Genomic DNA, 15,923 nt, shown 5'->3' with positions numbered 1-15,923 from the left:
GGGGTCTCCCCATGCGAGAGTAGGGAACTGCCAGGCATCAAACAAAGCGAAAGCCTCATGCGAAAGCATGAGGCTTTTTGCTATTCTTTTTCCACGCGTTTTAATCCCCCCTTCGTCGCTAAAGGAAGTAGCCATGGTCACGCTTTACGTTCAGCTTTATAAAAACCGCATGATTGTGCGCAATCTCGCTACTCAGCAGCAGGCTTCCGGCAACCAGCCCTTCAGTAACCAGCGCATCATTGTTGCCGACTTCTTCCTGGCAGAGAAATTGCTCCGGGATCTGATCCTAAAAGTCGCCCCCCGCTCTTTCTGGCATGCCCTGCCCGGAGCCGGTAAGCTGGCCATTCTCACCCATGCGCTGGAGATGAACGAAGGCGGTTTATCGGCGGTAGAGGAGCGTGCCATCATGGAAATGACTTTCGGTGCAGCATATGGCCGGTGCCGCGCGCCTTATGTCATCGCCAATCCCGCCCCACTTAGCGATCCGCAGGTTTTAGACGCGCTGCAGCAGGCTAAAAAGCCAAAACCGCCAGGCAATAACCATCCCACTATCATCAGTTAAGACGTTACGCCGCAAACCGTGATGTGAAACTTTCTCACCTTCCACCGGCAGGCTCGACATTCAGACCATTTATGGGTATTGTCAGCTGTCTGGATGTCTAAACGTATAAACGTATGTTGTGAGGATATAAGTTATGCCGATTCGGGTGCAGGACGAGCTGCCGGCCGTCAATCTTCTCCGGGATGAAAACGTCTTTGTGATGACGACTTCACGCGCGACAGTGCAGGAAATTCGTCCCCTGAAGGTGCTTATCCTCAACCTGATGCCGAAAAAGATCGAGACGGAAAACCAGTTCCTGCGTTTACTCTCCAACTCCCCGCTGCAGGTTGATGTCCGCCTGTTGCGAATCGATTCACGCGAGTCGCGTAACACCCCCGCTGAGCACCTCAACACCTTCTACTGTAACTTCGATGAAGTGTGCGACGAGAATTTCGATGGCCTGATCGTCACCGGCGCGCCGTTAGGACTGGTCGAGTTTAACGATGTTGCCTACTGGCCGCAGATCGAGCAGGTGCTGGCATGGGCTAAAGATCACGTCACCTCAACGCTCTTTGTCTGTTGGGCCGTGCAGGCAGCACTCAATATCCTCTACGGCATTCCGAAACAGACCCGCAGCGATAAACTTTCCGGCGTTTATGAGCATCACCTCCTGCAGCCTCATGCCCTGCTGACGCGCGGCTTCGATGACTATTTCCTCGCACCGCACTCGCGCTATGCTGATTTCCCCGCTGCGCTGATCCGTGATTACACCGATCTCGATATCCTGGCGGAAACGGCAGATGGCGATGCCTACCTCTTCGCCAGCAAAGATAAGCGCATTGCGTTTGTTACCGGCCATCCGGAATACGATCCCGACACGCTGGCGAGCGAATATTTCCGTGATGTGGAAGCGGGCCTGCAACCTGAACTGCCGCACAACTATTTCCCACAAAACGATCCGCAAAACAAACCGCGCGCTTCCTGGCGCAGCCACGGTAATTTGCTGTTCATCAACTGGCTCAACTACTACGTCTACCAGATCACGCCATACGATCTGCGTCATATGAATCCGACGCTGGATTAAGCGTTTCAGCATCAGACGACAGGCACCTTCGGGTGCCTTTTTTGTTTGCGAAAATCACTTCACGCGCCAATTAAAATTTATCTCCTCTCTAATCAACTACTTACCATCAATTAGTAATTAAAATGGAAATTGTTTTTGATTTTGGAAAATTTATTGTCCAGGATTGATCCTGCTGCACGAAAACTGCACAACCGATCGTCGTTTGCCCTGGAAAATGAGTTCGCTGCCAAAAGAGGAGACCGCACCATGACACAACAGGCGACCACAACTGAAGAACTGGCCTTTACCCAGCCCCTTGGCGCGCAGGAGAAGCAGATCCTGACGCCGGCGGCGGTAGAATTCCTGAGCGACCTGGTCGCGCGCTTCACGCCTAAACGCAATCAACTGCTGGCCGCGCGCATTCAGCAGCAGCAAGAGATTGATAACGGCAAGCTGCCAGGCTTTATTTCGGAAACCGCTTCCATCCGTGAAAGCGACTGGACGATCCGCGGTATTCCTGACGATCTTCTGGACCGTCGGGTAGAGATCACTGGGCCCGTTGAGCGCAAAATGGTCATCAACGCGCTGAACGCAAACGTGAAAGTGTTCATGGCGGACTTTGAAGATTCGCTGGCGCCAAACTGGGGAAAAGTGATCGATGGGCAGATCAACCTGCGCGATGCGGTCAATGGCACCATCAGCTACACCAATGAAGCGGGAAAAATTTATCAGTTGAAGCCCGACCCGGCGGTACTGGTGTGTCGCGTGCGCGGCTTACACCTGCCGGAGAAACATGTCACCTGGCGTGGAGAGGCGATCCCAGGCAGCCTCTTTGACTTCGCGCTCTACTTCTTCCACAACCATAAAAGTCTGCTGGCTAAAGGCAGCGGTCCCTACTTCTATCTGCCGAAAACACAAGCCTGGCAAGAGGCTGCCTGGTGGAGCGAAGTCTTCAGCTTCACGGAGGATCGCTTCAACCTGCCGCGCGGCACCATCAAAGCGACGCTGCTGATTGAAACGCTGCCTGCCGTCTTCCAGATGGATGAGATCCTCCACGCGCTGCGTGACCACATTGTCGGGCTGAACTGCGGGCGCTGGGATTACATCTTCAGCTACATCAAAACCCTGAAAAACTATCCGGACCGCGTACTGCCGGATCGCCAGGTGGTGACGATGGATAAACCCTTCCTCAGCGCCTACTCCCGCCTGCTGATCAAAACCTGTCATCGTCGCGGCGCGTTTGCCATGGGCGGCATGGCGGCGTTCATCCCCAGCAAAGATGTCGAACGCAATAACTGGGTGCTGAACAAAGTAAAAGCCGACAAGCAGCTGGAAGCGGATAACGGACACGATGGCACATGGATTGCGCACCCTGGCCTTGGCGACAGCGTGATGGAGATTTTCAACGCGGCGCTGGGCGAACACAAAAACCAGCTTTTCGTCACCCGCGAAGAGGATGCACCAATCCGCGCGGAAGAGCTGCTGGCCCCCTGTGAAGGGGAGCGCACGGAAGAGGGGATGCGCGCCAATATCCGCGTGGCGGTGCAGTACATCGAAGCGTGGATCACCGGCAACGGCTGCGTGCCCATTTACGGTCTGATGGAAGATGCCGCCACCGCGGAAATCTCCCGAACCTCTATCTGGCAGTGGATCCACCACCAGAAGACGCTGAGCAACGGCAAACCGGTGACCAAAGCGCTGTTCCGCCAGATGCTGGCTGAAGAGATGCAGGTCATCCAGGAAGAGCTGGGTGAGCACCGTTACAGCAGCGGGCGTTTCGACGATGCCGCACGGCTGATGGAGCAGATCACCACTTCCGATGAGTTGATTGATTTCTTAACCCTGCCGGGCTACCGCCTGCTGGCGTAACTACCCGGGCTAATTTGTTCGCCACGTTGGCCAGGGCAGCGTTCACCATCCCCGCTTATGACAAACAGGCTGCGGTGGATGTGCTGACCCTGAGCAAACGGCCTTCATCAATAACGCCTGGTACGCCAGGAGAAGAATAGGGAGCATCTGCATATGAAAACCCGTACCCAACAAATTGAAGCGCTGCAACAGGAATGGACACAATCACGCTGGGAAGGCATTCGCCGCCCGTATAGCGCGGAAGAGGTGGTGAAGTTACGCGGCTCGGTCAACCCGGAGTGCACGCTGGCGCAGCTTGGCGCGGCCAAAATCTGGCGTCTGCTGAACGGTGAGTCGAAAAAGGGTTACGTGAACAGCCTTGGTGCATTAACCGGCGGGCAGGCGTTGCAGCAGGCGAAAGCGGGCATTGAGGCGGTTTATCTCTCCGGCTGGCAAGTAGCGGCGGACGCCAACCTTGCCGCCAGCATGTACCCGGATCAATCCCTCTACCCGGCGAACTCGGTGCCAGCGGTGGTTGAGCGCATCAATAACACCTTCCGCCGCGCGGATCAGATCCAGTGGTCGAGCGGCATTGAGCCTGGCGACCCACGTTATGTCGACTATTTCCTGCCGATCGTTGCCGATGCGGAAGCGGGGTTTGGCGGCGTGCTTAACGCCTTTGAACTGATGAAATCGATGATCGAAGCCGGTGCAGCGGCGGTTCACTTCGAAGATCAGCTCGCCTCGGTGAAAAAGTGCGGCCATATGGGCGGTAAAGTGCTGGTTCCGACCCAGGAAGCGGTGCAAAAACTGGTTGCCGCGCGTTTGGCCGCTGACGTGCTTGGCGTGCCGACCTTAGTGGTCGCGCGTACCGATGCGGATGCCGCCGACTTGATCACCTCCGACTGCGATCCTTATGACAGCGCCTTTATTACCGGAGAGCGCACCAGCGAAGGGTTCTACCGTACGCATGCCGGTATCGAACAGGCGATCAGCCGTGGCCTCGCTTATGCCCCTTACGCTGACCTGGTGTGGTGCGAAACCTCGACGCCCGATCTGGCGCTGGCACGCCGCTTTGCTGATGCTATCCACGCGAAATTCCCCGGCAAGCTACTGGCCTACAACTGCTCGCCCTCCTTTAACTGGAAAAAGAACCTCGACGACGACACCATCGCGCGCTTCCAGCAGGAGCTGTCGGATATGGGCTATAAATTCCAGTTCATCACCCTCGCGGGTATTCACAGCATGTGGTTCAACATGTTCGACCTTGCGCACGCCTACGCGCAGGGCGAGGGGATGAAGCACTACGTTGAGAAGGTGCAGCAGCCGGAGTTTGCCGCCGGGAAAGAGGGCTACACCTTCGTCTCGCACCAGCAGGAAGTGGGCACCGGTTACTTCGACAAAGTGACCACCATTATTCAGGGCGGAGCCTCGTCGGTCACGGCATTAACCGGATCGACAGAAGAGGCGCAGTTCGGCGTCTAATGCGCCCGACTGCATTGTGGCTGCCGGATGGCGCGGGCGCGTCTCCGGCTTACACACTAATCCGGCCGTCACCTGGAGGTGCACATGTCGCGTGGCCTGGCGTTGTTAATTGCACAAACCATCCTGCAGGGTTTTGACGCGCAGTATGGGCGCTTTCTGGAAGTGACCGCCGGGGCGCAGCAGCGCTTTGAGCAGGCGGACTGGCACGCCGTGCAGCAGGCGATGAAACAGCGTATCCACCTCTACGATCACCACGTCGGTCTGGTGGTGGAGCAGCTGCGCTGTATCACCGACAGCCAGCATCCGGACGTAGAATTTTTGCAAGAGGTGAAAGCGCACTACACGCAACTGCTGCCCGACTATCCCCGTTTTGAAATTGCCGAAAGCTTCTTTAACTCGGTCTATTGCCGCTTGTTCGATCATCGCTCCCTGTCGCCCGAGCGGCTTTTCATCTTCAGTTCACAGCCCGAACGCCGTTTTCGCACCATTCCGCGTCCGCTGGCGAAAGCCTTCTGGCCGGAGCGCGGCTGGGAAGCGCTGCTGACAAAAGTGTTATCGGATCTGCCGCTGCGGCTGCCGTGGCAGGACAAAGCGCGTGACGTGTGTTATATCAGCGCTCACCTGCTGGAAGCGTTTGGCATGGATGCGCTCAACCACGCGCATTTACAGGTGGCGAACGAGCTTTTCTATCGCAATAAGGCCGCCTGGCTGGTGGGCAAACTCATCACCCCGGCGGGAACGCTGCCGTTTCTGCTGCCGATCCATCGCAGCGAGGAGGGGGAGCTTTTTGTCGATACCTGCCTCACCACGCACGCTGAAGCGAGCATCGTGTTTGGCTTCGCCCGCTCCTACTTTATGGTCTATGCGCCGCTCCCGGCGGCCATCGTCGAGTGGCTGCGCGAGATCCTGCCGGGCAAAACCACCGCCGAGCTTTATATGGCGATTGGCTGCCAGAAGCATGCGAAAACAGAGAGTTACCGCGAATATCTCCACTACGTCACTAACAGTGATGAGCAGTTTATCGAAGCGCCTGGCATTCGCGGCATGGTGATGCTGGTGTTTACCCTGCCGGGGTTCGATCGCGTCTTCAAAGTGATCAAGGATATCTTCCCGCCGCAAAAAGAGATGAGCGCCGCCCACGTTCGCGCCTGCTACCAACTGGTAAAGGAGCACGATCGCGTCGGGCGCATGGCAGACACCCAGGAGTTTGAAAATTTTGTGCTGGAGAAGCGGCAGATTGCGCCGCCGTTAATGGCGCTGCTGCTGGAGCAGGCGCCGGGCAAAATCACCGATCTTGGCGATCGGATTGCCATCAGCCATCTCTATATCGAACGGCGCATGGTGCCGCTCAATCTCTGGTTCGAGCAGGTGAAAGGCCAGCAACTGCGCGACGCGGTGGAAGAGTATGGCAATGCCATTCGCCAGCTTGCCGCCGCCAATATTTTCCCCGGCGATATGCTGTTTAAAAACTTCGGCGTGACGCGCCACGGCCGGGTGGTCTTTTATGACTACGACGAAATCTGCTACATGACGGAAGTGAATTTCCGCGATATTCCCGCCCCGCGTTACCCGGAAGATGAGCTGAGCGCCGAGCCGTGGTACAGCGTCGCGCCGGGCGATGTCTTTCCTGAAGAGTTTCGCCACTGGCTCTGCGCCGACCCGGAGATCGGCCCGCTGTTTGAAGAGATGCACGCCGATCTCTTTCGCGCCGACTACTGGCGTGGTTTGCAGGAGCGCATTCGCCAGGGGCACGTCGAGGATGTCTACGCCTACCGCAAACGCCAGCGCTTCTGCATTCGCTTCGCCCAAAGCACGCTGCGGCAGGCGGGTTAATGCAGATGGGTGTTGTACTGCAACACCGAGTAGCTCAGTGAGCCAAACAGTAACAGCGTCAGCAGCATCGCCAAAAAGGCGGCGGTATTGGCTGCGGCGCTGCGAAACAGCACGGTTTCCCTTGGCGTAAGCAGGATCGCAATCAACGGCACAATAAAAGCCAGGTGACCGACCACATCCGTGATGCCAAAGGGAATAAAGGCCAGCACCGCAATCAGCGCGAAGAGAGTGATGCAGGCGTAGCTTGCCAGCTTGCCGCTGTAGATATGCCAAATCAGGCACAGCTCCACAAACCCGCAGCCGCGCACAAAGAAATCCCAGTCCAGCCCCATCGCCAGCCACGGGTGCGCGTCCAGCAACTGGAAATAGAGATTCGGCTGCATAAATTTCTCCACGGCGCCCCATAAAAAGGAGTAGCAGAGAACCAGCCGCACCAGGGCAATCACGCGTTCGTCGTTTTCCGCCAGCAGAAAGGTCTGGCTGAGGAGATAGATACCAAGGCCGATAAACAGCAGGTAATCGAGCATATGGAACGCGCCGTAAAGCTGCACCGCATAGCTATAAAGAAGCAGCATCAGCAGCCCGGCGATAAAGCTGGTTTTCCGCGTCACGGCGGTGATGGCAATGGCGAAGTGAATGAAGGTCAACCATGGGTTGGCCACGATCAGCTCTGGCGTGAGGATCACCTGCGGGTAGAAGAGGCCGAGGATAAGAAAAAAGAGGCCGGTTCCCACACGCATAATCACCGGAACCCAGCGATGGGCGCGCAGAAGCGGCGGGCGAAAGCGCGGGATCTCAGGGAATGAGGGGAGGCGGCGGTCGGCCAGCGAGGTGGCGAAAATCACCAGCGTGGCGAAAACCAGCAGCGCCCAAAAGCTGAGCGAACCGGCAATCGCTGTCAGCGAGGCCGGGGCGAGTTTGACGTCATAATCCACAAACCATTTCACATGCGCCCACACCGGAACAGGGAGTGCCAGCAGGAGGGCGGCAAGCGTACGACTATTACACTTCATACAACAGAACCTCAGAAAGGGCATTTTTGCCAAAGTGCCACTGCCTGAGGGGGAACAACAATCAGAGATCCCTTCTGTCGCCTGCGAGAGTGCTCGCGCCCATAGAGAACACTCTTGTTTAGGTGCGAATGCCGCCGTAAGCCAGCGTCACCTCTTTTGCCGCGCGGATTACCATCGCGCCCAACTCCGTGACGCGATCGTCGGTGATGCGCGAAATCGGCCCGGAGATAGAGATGGCGGCGAACGGCTCGCCGTGCTCGTCAAAGATGCAGGCGGCGACGCAGCGCAGGCCGAGCGCATGCTCTTCATCATCAAAGGAGTAGCCGCGTTTACGCGTCTGGGCGAGATCCTCTTTCAGATGCAGCGGCGACACCAGCGTGGCGTGGGTATAAGCGTGCAGCCCCTGGCGATGCAACAGATTACCAACCTGCTCATCATCCAGCCGGGAAAGAAACGCTTTTCCCGCGCCGGAGGCGTGCATCGGCAATTTGCCGCCAATCGGCGCCGACATGCGCATCAACTGCGTACACTGCACCTGATCGATAATGATCGCCTGATGATCGCTCTTATCCAGCACCGCCAGGTTCACCGTCTCGCCGGACTCCTCCATCAGCTTGCGCAGAATCGGGTGCACAATTGCCATCAGGTTGCGGCTTTGCAGGAAGCTGCTGCCGACGATAAAGGCGTGCGCGCCAATCGCCCAGTGCCCCAGCTCGCCGACCTGGCGGACAAAACCCAGCTGCTGCATGGTGGTCAATAGACGGTGGGTGGTGGAGTTGGGTAAACCGGCCTGCTGCGCCAGTTCGGTCAGCGCGACGCTACTGTGTGATTCGGCAATCCACTCGAGCAATTTGAGGCCGCGCGTTAAGGATTGCACCTGCCCGCCAGCGGGCGCGGCGGGAGCGGCGGCTTTTCTGCCACGTTTTGCGGGGACGGAAGCGACCATAGGAGCTCCTTTTCTGTATCGTGGAAATGATTTTCGTTTTGCCAGAGTATAACGTAACTCTTCACTCTACTGATCGGATGAGTGATGGTGAACTTCTCTCATATTCCCCCCGTGTTGCTTTTCCGCCCAGTGACTTTATGCCAGTATGTCCTGCTGGCCTTTTGGCCTGATCTGGCGCCGTCGGGAGTGAGTGTGAGCAGCAACGTTGAGCAACTGAAACAGCAGTTAAGTGAACGTATTCTGGTTCTGGATGGGGGCATGGGCACCATGATCCAGAGCTATCGTTTAAGTGAACAGGATTTCCGCGGCGAACGCTTCGCCGACTGGCCCTGCGATCTGAAAGGTAACAATGACCTGCTGGTTCTCAGCAAACCGCAGGTGATTGCTGATATTCACGATGCCTATTTTGCAGCCGGCGCGGATATCATTGAAACCAACACCTTTAACTCCACCACCATCGCCATGGCGGATTACCAGATGGAATCCCTGTCGGCGGAGATCAACTTTGCTGCCGCGAAGCTGGCGCGTGCCAGCGCCGATAAGTGGACCGCGCAGACGCCGGATAAACCGCGCTATGTAGCCGGCGTCCTCGGCCCAACCAACCGCACCGCCTCCATTTCGCCAGACGTTAACGACCCGGCGTTTCGTAATATCTCCTTCGATCAGCTGGTTACTGCCTATCGCGAATCAACCCGCGCGCTGGTGGAGGGGGGAGCCGATCTGATCATGATCGAAACGGTGTTCGATACCCTCAACGCCAAAGCGGCGATCTTCGCGGTAAAAGAGGAGTTCGACGCGCTGGGCATCGATCTACCGATCATGATCTCCGGCACCATTACCGACGCTTCCGGGCGTACGCTCTCCGGGCAGACCACCGAAGCATTCTATAACTCTTTGCGCCATGCCGATGCGCTCACCTTCGGGCTCAACTGTGCGCTGGGGCCGGACGAGCTGCGCCAGTATGTGCAGGAGCTGTCGCGCATTGCCGAGTGTTACGTCACCGCGCACCCGAACGCCGGTTTACCGAATGCGTTTGGCGAATACGATCTTGACGCCGACACCATGGCGGCGCAAATCGGTGAATGGGCGCAGGCCGGTTTCCTCAACATTGTCGGCGGCTGCTGCGGCACCACGCCGGAACATATTGCGGCGATGAGCCGCGCGGTTGCCGGTGTGCCGCCGCGCAAGCTGCCGGAACTGCCCGTTGCCTGCCGTCTCGCCGGTCTTGAGCCGCTCAATATTGGCGATGAAAGCCTGTTTGTGAACGTCGGCGAACGCACAAACGTCACCGGCTCAGCCAAATTCAAACGCCTGATTAAAGAAGAGAAGTACAACGAAGCGCTCGATGTCGCCCGCCAACAGGTGGAGAGCGGCGCGCAGATCATCGATATCAATATGGATGAAGGGATGCTCGATGCCGAAGCGGCGATGGTGCGTTTCCTCAACCTGATTGCCGGTGAGCCGGATATTGCCCGCGTGCCCATCATGATCGACTCCTCCAAATGGGAGGTGATTGAAAAAGGGCTGAAGTGCATCCAGGGCAAGGGCATTGTTAACTCCATCTCAATGAAAGAGGGCGTTGACGCCTTTATTCATCACGCGAAGCTGGTGCGCCGCTATGGCGCAGCGGTAGTGGTGATGGCCTTTGATGAAGTGGGCCAGGCGGATACCCGCGCGCGCAAGATTGAGATTTGCCGTCGCGCATACCAGATTTTGACTCAGGAAGTGGGTTTCCCGCCGGAAGATATTATTTTCGACCCCAACATTTTCGCCGTGGCGACGGGGATCGAAGAGCACAACAACTATGCGCAGGACTTTATCGGCGCCTGCGAAGATATCAAACGCGAGCTACCCCATGCGCTGATCTCCGGCGGCGTGTCGAACGTCTCCTTCTCGTTTCGCGGTAACGACCCGGTGCGTGAAGCGATTCACGCCGTGTTCCTCTATTACGCCATTCGTAACGGTATGGATATGGGCATCGTCAACGCCGGTCAGCTGGCGATTTATGACGATCTGCCCGCCGAGCTGCGCGATGGGGTAGAAGATGTGATCCTTAACCGCCGCGACGATGCCACCGAGCGCATGCTGGATCTGGCGGAGAAGTATCGCGGCAGTAAAGGTGCCGATGAGGGTGCCGCCGCCCAGCAGGCGGAGTGGCGCAGTTGGGAGGTGAAAAAGCGCCTCGAATATTCGCTGGTAAAGGGCATCACCGAATTTATTGAGCAGGATACCGAAGAGGCCCGCCAGCTGGCCGCACGCCCGATCGAAGTGATCGAAGGGCCGCTGATGGATGGCATGAACGTGGTCGGCGATCTGTTTGGCGAGGGCAAAATGTTTCTGCCGCAGGTGGTGAAATCCGCCCGCGTGATGAAGCAGGCGGTGGCCTATCTGGAGCCCTACATCGAAGCCAGTAAAGAGAAGAGCAGCAGCAACGGCAAGATGGTGATCGCCACGGTAAAAGGCGATGTACACGATATCGGCAAGAACATCGTTGGCGTAGTGCTTCAATGCAACAACTACGAAATTATCGATCTTGGCGTGATGGTGCCGGCGGATAAAATCCTCAAAACCGCCCGCGAAGTGAATGCCGATCTGATTGGTCTTTCCGGCCTTATCACTCCTTCGCTCGATGAGATGGTCAACGTGGCGAAAGAGATGGAGCGTCAGGGCTTCACCATTCCGCTACTGATTGGCGGCGCGACCACCTCGAAAGCCCATACGGCGGTCAAAATCGAACAGAACTACAGCGGGCCGACGGTCTATGTGCAGAACGCCTCGCGCACCGTCGGCGTGGTCTCTGCGCTGCTCTCTGCCACGCAGCACGATGATTTTGTCGCCCGCACCCGCAAAGAGTATGAAACGGTTCGCATTCAGCACGCGCGTAAAAAACCGCGTACGCCGCCCGTAACGCTGCAGGCTGCGCGCGAAAACGATCTCGCATTCGACTGGGCGAGCTACACGCCGCCGGTCGCGCATCGGTTAGGTGTGCAGGAAGTTACGGCCAGTATTGAGACGCTGCGTAACTACATCGACTGGACGCCCTTCTTTATGACCTGGTCGCTGGCGGGCAAATATCCGCGTATCCTCGAAGATGAGGTGGTGGGTGAAGAGGCAAAACGGCTCTTCGCCGATGCCAACGAGATGCTCGATATGCTCGGCGCAGAAAAGCGGCTCAACCCGCGCGGCGTGGTTGGCTTATTCCCGGCGAACCGCGTCGGCGATGACGTCGAGATTTACCAGGATGAAACCCGCACAGAGCTGCTGGCGCTGGGCTGCCATCTGCGCCAGCAGACGGAAAAAATCGGCTTTGCTAACTACTGCCTCGCCGATTTTGTCGCGCCGAAACAGAGCGGTAAAGCGGACTACATCGGTGCTTTCGCTGTGACCGGCGGACTGGAAGAGGATGCGCTGGCAGATGCGTATGACGCCGCGCACGACGACTACAACAAAATCATGGTCAAGGCGATAGCCGACAGGCTGGCGGAAGCCTTCGCCGAGTATCTCCATGAGCGGGTACGCAAAGTCTACTGGGGCTATGCGCCATATGAAAATCTCAGCAACGAGGCGCTGATCCGCGAGAATTACCAGGGGATCCGCCCGGCTCCGGGTTACCCTGCCTGCCCGGAGCACACGGAAAAAGGGACCATCTGGCAGTTGCTGGATGTGGAGAAACATACCGGCATGAAGCTGACGGAGTCCTTCGCCATGTGGCCTGGAGCCTCGGTCTCCGGCTGGTACTTCAGCCATCCGGAGAGTAAATACTTCGCCGTGGCGCAAATCCAGCGTGACCAGGTGGAAGATTACGCGCGTCGCAAGGGGATGAGCGTGCCGGAAGTGGAACGCTGGCTGGCGTCCCATTTAGGTTACGATGCGGATTAAATTATACGGGGCAGGTTAATTGCCCCGTTTTTTCATTTCATTTTCACGAAACTATCGTGAAGCAGACATAATACAAATTTGAACTAAGAACATTCTTAAAGTATGATATTTTCTTAGGCCCTCATTCCGCTTCATGCGTATGATGGAGGCAGATTAAAAAGTAAAGTTGCTCTCTTTTTTGCGCTGCTTTTGGCTGACATCAATTAAACGTGAGTATTATAAAATGGATATTTATGATATCAGGAAAAGAAATTTATTGCCGAAGGATTATGAGAATATCCTTGCGCCAGATATTGCAAAAAACATCATTAAAAAAGAGTACTTTATTGAAAGCAGCCCCAATAATCTTTTAGGCAGTATTGATGGCTACACCATTAAACCTCATCACGGTTTTAAATATGGTTTACCGCACGATCCGCTGGGCCATCAAAAAGAGAACTATATCGATAGCCTGATTGATAAAGGCATTGTGGTGGTGGTCCGGCCGAACGTCAGCGCGCGCAACCGCTTCTACTATCCGTTCTTTATTTCCGAAAGCGCTGAGCTGTTTTGCGTGCAGAGCCTGTCGTTCAACGCCGTCTTTGTGCGCACGATTATCAACGGCTTTAAAGATAGCGTGGCGGTGCACGGGCATCCGGCACCGACCCGCAGCGATTTTGCGCCAGTAACGGATGAGTTTGGCCCCGGCTACTGGAAAACCAGCGAAACGGACTTCCACGGCGTGAAAAATGCGGCAGTGATGCTGCTTAACCGCGCGACCAGTATGGGCGATGAGGGGCGCGTTTTTGGCTCTGACGGCAAAGATTATATGAACACCTCGCGCGATAAAATTCAGCTGTGGACGCCGCTGCCAGCAGACCTGGCGTCCGATACGCGCGAGTTCCTCTATAATCGTTCGGTGATCCGCCGCTACGGCGAAAAACGGACGATCTACCAGAAATATCTTGAGGGTGATGATGCCTGGGCGGTGTCAGGTAAATCATGGCACTGGATTCCAGGCGTAAGGGATGAAGATTATGAATTTAAGAAATAAAATATTTATCTTTTGGGGCGTGATGGACGTGCTGGCGCTGCTCGGATATCTCTTTTTTTCGATGCAGAGCGGTAACGTACCTTTTTATTCTGACATCAGCGCGTTTTATTCCAACTATGGCCGCTTAGGCGTCAGCGGTGTGACGGGCGGATTAATGCAGTTGATGTTCTTTATTAATATTGTATTAATTGTTTCATTAATATTTTCCGCGTGGTCGTTTCTGGCGAAGAAAAATATCAATATGATTTTCTTTGTGGTGCAGGAAATTGCCCGTGTATTCTCATTAAAATGCTCTGTTGCGCTGATCCCGATGATGATGCATCTGAGTGGATTTAGCTCAGCATGGGGCGCGGTTGTGTTGTTTATGTTGTCGGAAGCGTTAAAAATTGGCTCGGTGGTCTGGGCGAAACGTAACGGCACCCCGCGCGCGGATGCCGCATTAATGCGTTAACCGCCAACGCCTCGCTTCTGTCACATAACTGTCATCTATTCTTACAACTCACAGGGCGCGGATTGCGCGCCCTGCGCCCGTCTCAGGTTTAACGCCTTATACTTACTTCATAAAGTTGCCGTATCCATGTGGATAACAGGCAGCGCATAACGATAAGGAGAAGCTGATTCCGTGTTAACTTTGCTACATCTTCTTTCTGCTGTCGCCCTGCTGGTGTGGGGCACACACATTGTACGAACTGGCGTCATGCGCGTGTTCGGCGCGCGTTTACGCACGGTGCTTAGCCGCAGCGTAGAGAAAAAACCGCTCGCCTTCTGCGCCGGTATTGGCGTGACCGCGCTGGTGCAGAGCAGTAATGCCACCACCATGCTGGTGGCCTCCTTTGTCGCCCAGGATCTGGTGGCGCTGACCCCGGCACTGGTGATCGTACTCGGTGCGGATGTGGGTACCGCGCTGATGGCGCGTGTGCTGACCTTCGATCTCTCATGGCTTTCGCCGCTGCTGATCTTTGTCGGCGTGATCTTCTTTCTTGGGCGTAAACAGACCCGCGAAGGGCAGCTTGGCCGCGTCAGCATCGGCCTTGGGCTGTTCCTGCTGGCGCTGGAGTTGATTGTGCAGGCCGTGACGCCGATTACCCAGGCGAATGGCGTGCAGGTGATTTTCGCCTCGCTGACTGGCGATATCATGCTCGACGCGCTGATTGGCGCGGTGTTTGCCATTATCAGCTACTCCAGCCTTGCCGCAGTGTTGCTGACCGCGACGTTAACCGCGGCCGGCATTATCTCGTTCCCGGTGGCGCTCTGCCTGGTGATTGGTGCCAACCTCGGATCCGGTCTGCTGGCGATGCTGAATAACAGTGGGGCCAATGCCGCCGCCCGCCGCGTTGCGCTCGGCAGCCTGCTCTTCAAACTGGTGGGTAGCCTGCTTATCCTGCCTTTCGTTCACCTTCTTGCTGACGGGATGCAGAAACTGCCGCTGCCGGAATCGGAGCTGGTGATCTATTTCCATGTCTTCTATAACGTTATTCGCTGCCTGGCGATGGTGCCGTTTGCCAGCCCGATGGCGCGATTCTGTAAACGTATTATTCACGAAGAGCCTGAACTGGAGGCGCGTCTCAAGCCTAAGCACCTCGACAGCTCCGCGCTCGATACGCCAACGCTGGCGCTGGCCAATGCCGCACGCGAAACACTGCGCATGGGCGATGCGATGGAGCAGATGCTGGAAGGGCTGCACAAAGTGATGCATGGCGAACCGCGTCAGGAGAAGGAGCTGCGTAAGCAGGCTGACGATGTGAATGTGCTCTACACAGCTATCAAACTCTACCTGGCGCGCATGCCGAAAGATGAGCTGGCGGAAGAGGAGTCTAAACGCTGGGGCGAGGTGATTGAGATGTCCCTCAACCTTGAGCAGGCCTCCGACATTATTGAGCGCATGGGCAGTGAAATCGCCGATAAATCCCTCGCCGCGCGGCGCGCGTTCTCCTTTGAAGGGCTGAAAGAGCTGGATGCCCTGCATGAACAGCTGCTTAACAACCTGAAGCTGGCGATGTCGGTCTTTTTCTCCCGCGATGTCACCAGCGCGCGTCGGTTGCGCCGCAGCAAGCACCGCTTCCGCATTCTGAACCGCCGTTACTCCCATGCGCACGTCGATCGTCTGCATCAGCAAAACGTGCAGAGTATTGAAACCAGCTCGCTGCACCTCGGCCTGCTCGGCGATATGAAGCGCCTCAACTCGCTCTTCTGCTCGGTGGCCTACAGCGTGCTGGAGCAGCCCGACGAAGACGAATCCCGCGAAGAGTATTAATCCACGCCGTGCCTGCGGGCACGGCAGT

Annotated in this window: 11 protein-coding genes; 9 read left to right on the top strand and 2 right to left on the bottom strand. The window is 56.4% G+C overall.

Annotated elements, in window-relative coordinates:
- The first annotated feature begins 133 nt into the window (after nucleotides 1–133).
- The 5 genes from ABIC80_RS17450 (at nucleotide 134) to aceK (ending at nucleotide 6,770) form a co-directional block, all read left to right on the top strand.
- Complete coding sequence (locus tag ABIC80_RS17450; RefSeq protein ID WP_429177987.1) at nucleotides 134–562, top strand: YjaA family stress response protein; 429 nt, start codon at nucleotides 134–136, stop codon at nucleotides 560–562.
- A 133-nt stretch (nucleotides 563–695) separates the two neighbouring features.
- Nucleotides 696–1,625, top strand: coding sequence for a homoserine O-acetyltransferase MetA (gene metA / locus ABIC80_RS17445; RefSeq protein WP_042712586.1), 930 nt, complete (start codon nucleotides 696–698; stop codon nucleotides 1,623–1,625).
- 246 nt (nucleotides 1,626–1,871) lie between these two features.
- Entirely contained in the window at nucleotides 1,872–3,473 is a 1,602-nt protein-coding gene (gene aceB, locus ABIC80_RS17440; RefSeq protein WP_429177985.1) for a malate synthase A, read from the top strand.
- A gap of 153 nt (nucleotides 3,474–3,626) precedes the next feature.
- Nucleotides 3,627–4,937: an isocitrate lyase gene (gene aceA / locus ABIC80_RS17435; RefSeq protein ID WP_042712589.1), complete on the top strand. Its 1,311-nt coding sequence runs from the start codon at nucleotides 3,627–3,629 to the stop codon at nucleotides 4,935–4,937.
- An 84-nt stretch (nucleotides 4,938–5,021) separates the two neighbouring features.
- Nucleotides 5,022–6,770 (top strand): bifunctional isocitrate dehydrogenase kinase/phosphatase, encoded by a 1,749-nt coding sequence (aceK, locus tag ABIC80_RS17430; protein ID WP_429177984.1) that lies wholly within the window; start codon nucleotides 5,022–5,024, stop codon nucleotides 6,768–6,770.
- On the opposite strand, the gene ABIC80_RS17425 is transcribed toward aceK, so the two are convergent.
- The gene (locus ABIC80_RS17425; RefSeq protein ID WP_429177983.1) at nucleotides 6,767–7,783 is read right to left on the bottom strand and encodes a hypothetical protein; all 1,017 of its coding nucleotides are present in this window, start codon (nucleotides 7,781–7,783) and stop codon (nucleotides 6,767–6,769) included. The genes aceK and ABIC80_RS17425 overlap by 4 nt on opposite strands.
- A 118-nt stretch (nucleotides 7,784–7,901) precedes the next feature.
- Nucleotides 7,902–8,729, bottom strand: coding sequence for a glyoxylate bypass operon transcriptional repressor IclR (gene iclR / locus ABIC80_RS17420; RefSeq protein WP_023478496.1), 828 nt, complete (start codon nucleotides 8,727–8,729; stop codon nucleotides 7,902–7,904).
- Between the two features lie 192 nt (nucleotides 8,730–8,921).
- Here iclR and metH point away from each other — a divergent pair, with 192 nt between their 5' ends.
- From metH to ABIC80_RS17400, 4 genes are all read left to right on the top strand, one after another.
- Nucleotides 8,922–12,608, top strand: a complete 3,687-nt coding sequence (metH, locus tag ABIC80_RS17415; RefSeq protein WP_429177981.1) for a methionine synthase — start codon at nucleotides 8,922–8,924, stop codon at nucleotides 12,606–12,608.
- A 256-nt stretch (nucleotides 12,609–12,864) separates the two neighbouring features.
- Nucleotides 12,865–13,641 carry a hypothetical protein gene (locus ABIC80_RS17410; RefSeq protein ID WP_305207073.1) on the top strand — a complete coding sequence of 259 codons (777 nt, stop codon included), beginning with the start codon at nucleotides 12,865–12,867 and terminating at the stop codon, nucleotides 13,639–13,641.
- Nucleotides 13,616–14,092: a hypothetical protein gene (locus ABIC80_RS17405; protein WP_288877206.1), complete on the top strand. Its 477-nt coding sequence runs from the start codon at nucleotides 13,616–13,618 to the stop codon at nucleotides 14,090–14,092. The genes ABIC80_RS17410 and ABIC80_RS17405 overlap by 26 nt, the downstream gene beginning before the upstream one ends.
- A 171-nt stretch (nucleotides 14,093–14,263) precedes the next feature.
- On the top strand, nucleotides 14,264–15,895 hold the full coding sequence (locus tag ABIC80_RS17400) for a Na/Pi cotransporter family protein (RefSeq protein WP_429177979.1): 1,632 nt from the start codon (nucleotides 14,264–14,266) through the stop codon (nucleotides 15,893–15,895).
- The last annotated feature ends 28 nt before the right edge of the window (nucleotides 15,896–15,923 follow it).

The organism is Kosakonia sp. 1610 (assembly GCF_050435845.1).
GTDB classification, from domain to species: Bacteria; Pseudomonadota; Gammaproteobacteria; order Enterobacterales; family Enterobacteriaceae; genus Kosakonia; species Kosakonia cowanii.
Note: the sequence above shows the minus strand (reverse complement) of the source record. Positions and strands in the feature narration are given on the sequence as shown.

What these genes read in the sequence shown, in the direction of transcription:
- aceB (WP_429177985.1), top strand. Translation starts at nt 1,872, where the DNA reads ATGACACAACAGGCGACCACAACTGAAGAACTGGCCTTTACCCAGCCC.
- iclR (WP_023478496.1), bottom strand. Translation starts at nt 8,729, where the DNA reads ATGGTCGCTTCCGTCCCCGCAAAACGTGGCAGAAAAGCCGCCGCTCCC.
- aceK (WP_429177984.1), top strand. Translation starts at nt 5,022, where the DNA reads ATGTCGCGTGGCCTGGCGTTGTTAATTGCACAAACCATCCTGCAGGGT.
- ABIC80_RS17450 (WP_429177987.1), top strand. Translation starts at nt 134, where the DNA reads ATGGTCACGCTTTACGTTCAGCTTTATAAAAACCGCATGATTGTGCGC.
- ABIC80_RS17405 (WP_288877206.1), top strand. Translation starts at nt 13,616, where the DNA reads ATGAAGATTATGAATTTAAGAAATAAAATATTTATCTTTTGGGGCGTG.
- ABIC80_RS17425 (WP_429177983.1), bottom strand. Translation starts at nt 7,783, where the DNA reads ATGAAGTGTAATAGTCGTACGCTTGCCGCCCTCCTGCTGGCACTCCCT.
- metA (WP_042712586.1), top strand. Translation starts at nt 696, where the DNA reads ATGCCGATTCGGGTGCAGGACGAGCTGCCGGCCGTCAATCTTCTCCGG.
- aceA (WP_042712589.1), top strand. Translation starts at nt 3,627, where the DNA reads ATGAAAACCCGTACCCAACAAATTGAAGCGCTGCAACAGGAATGGACA.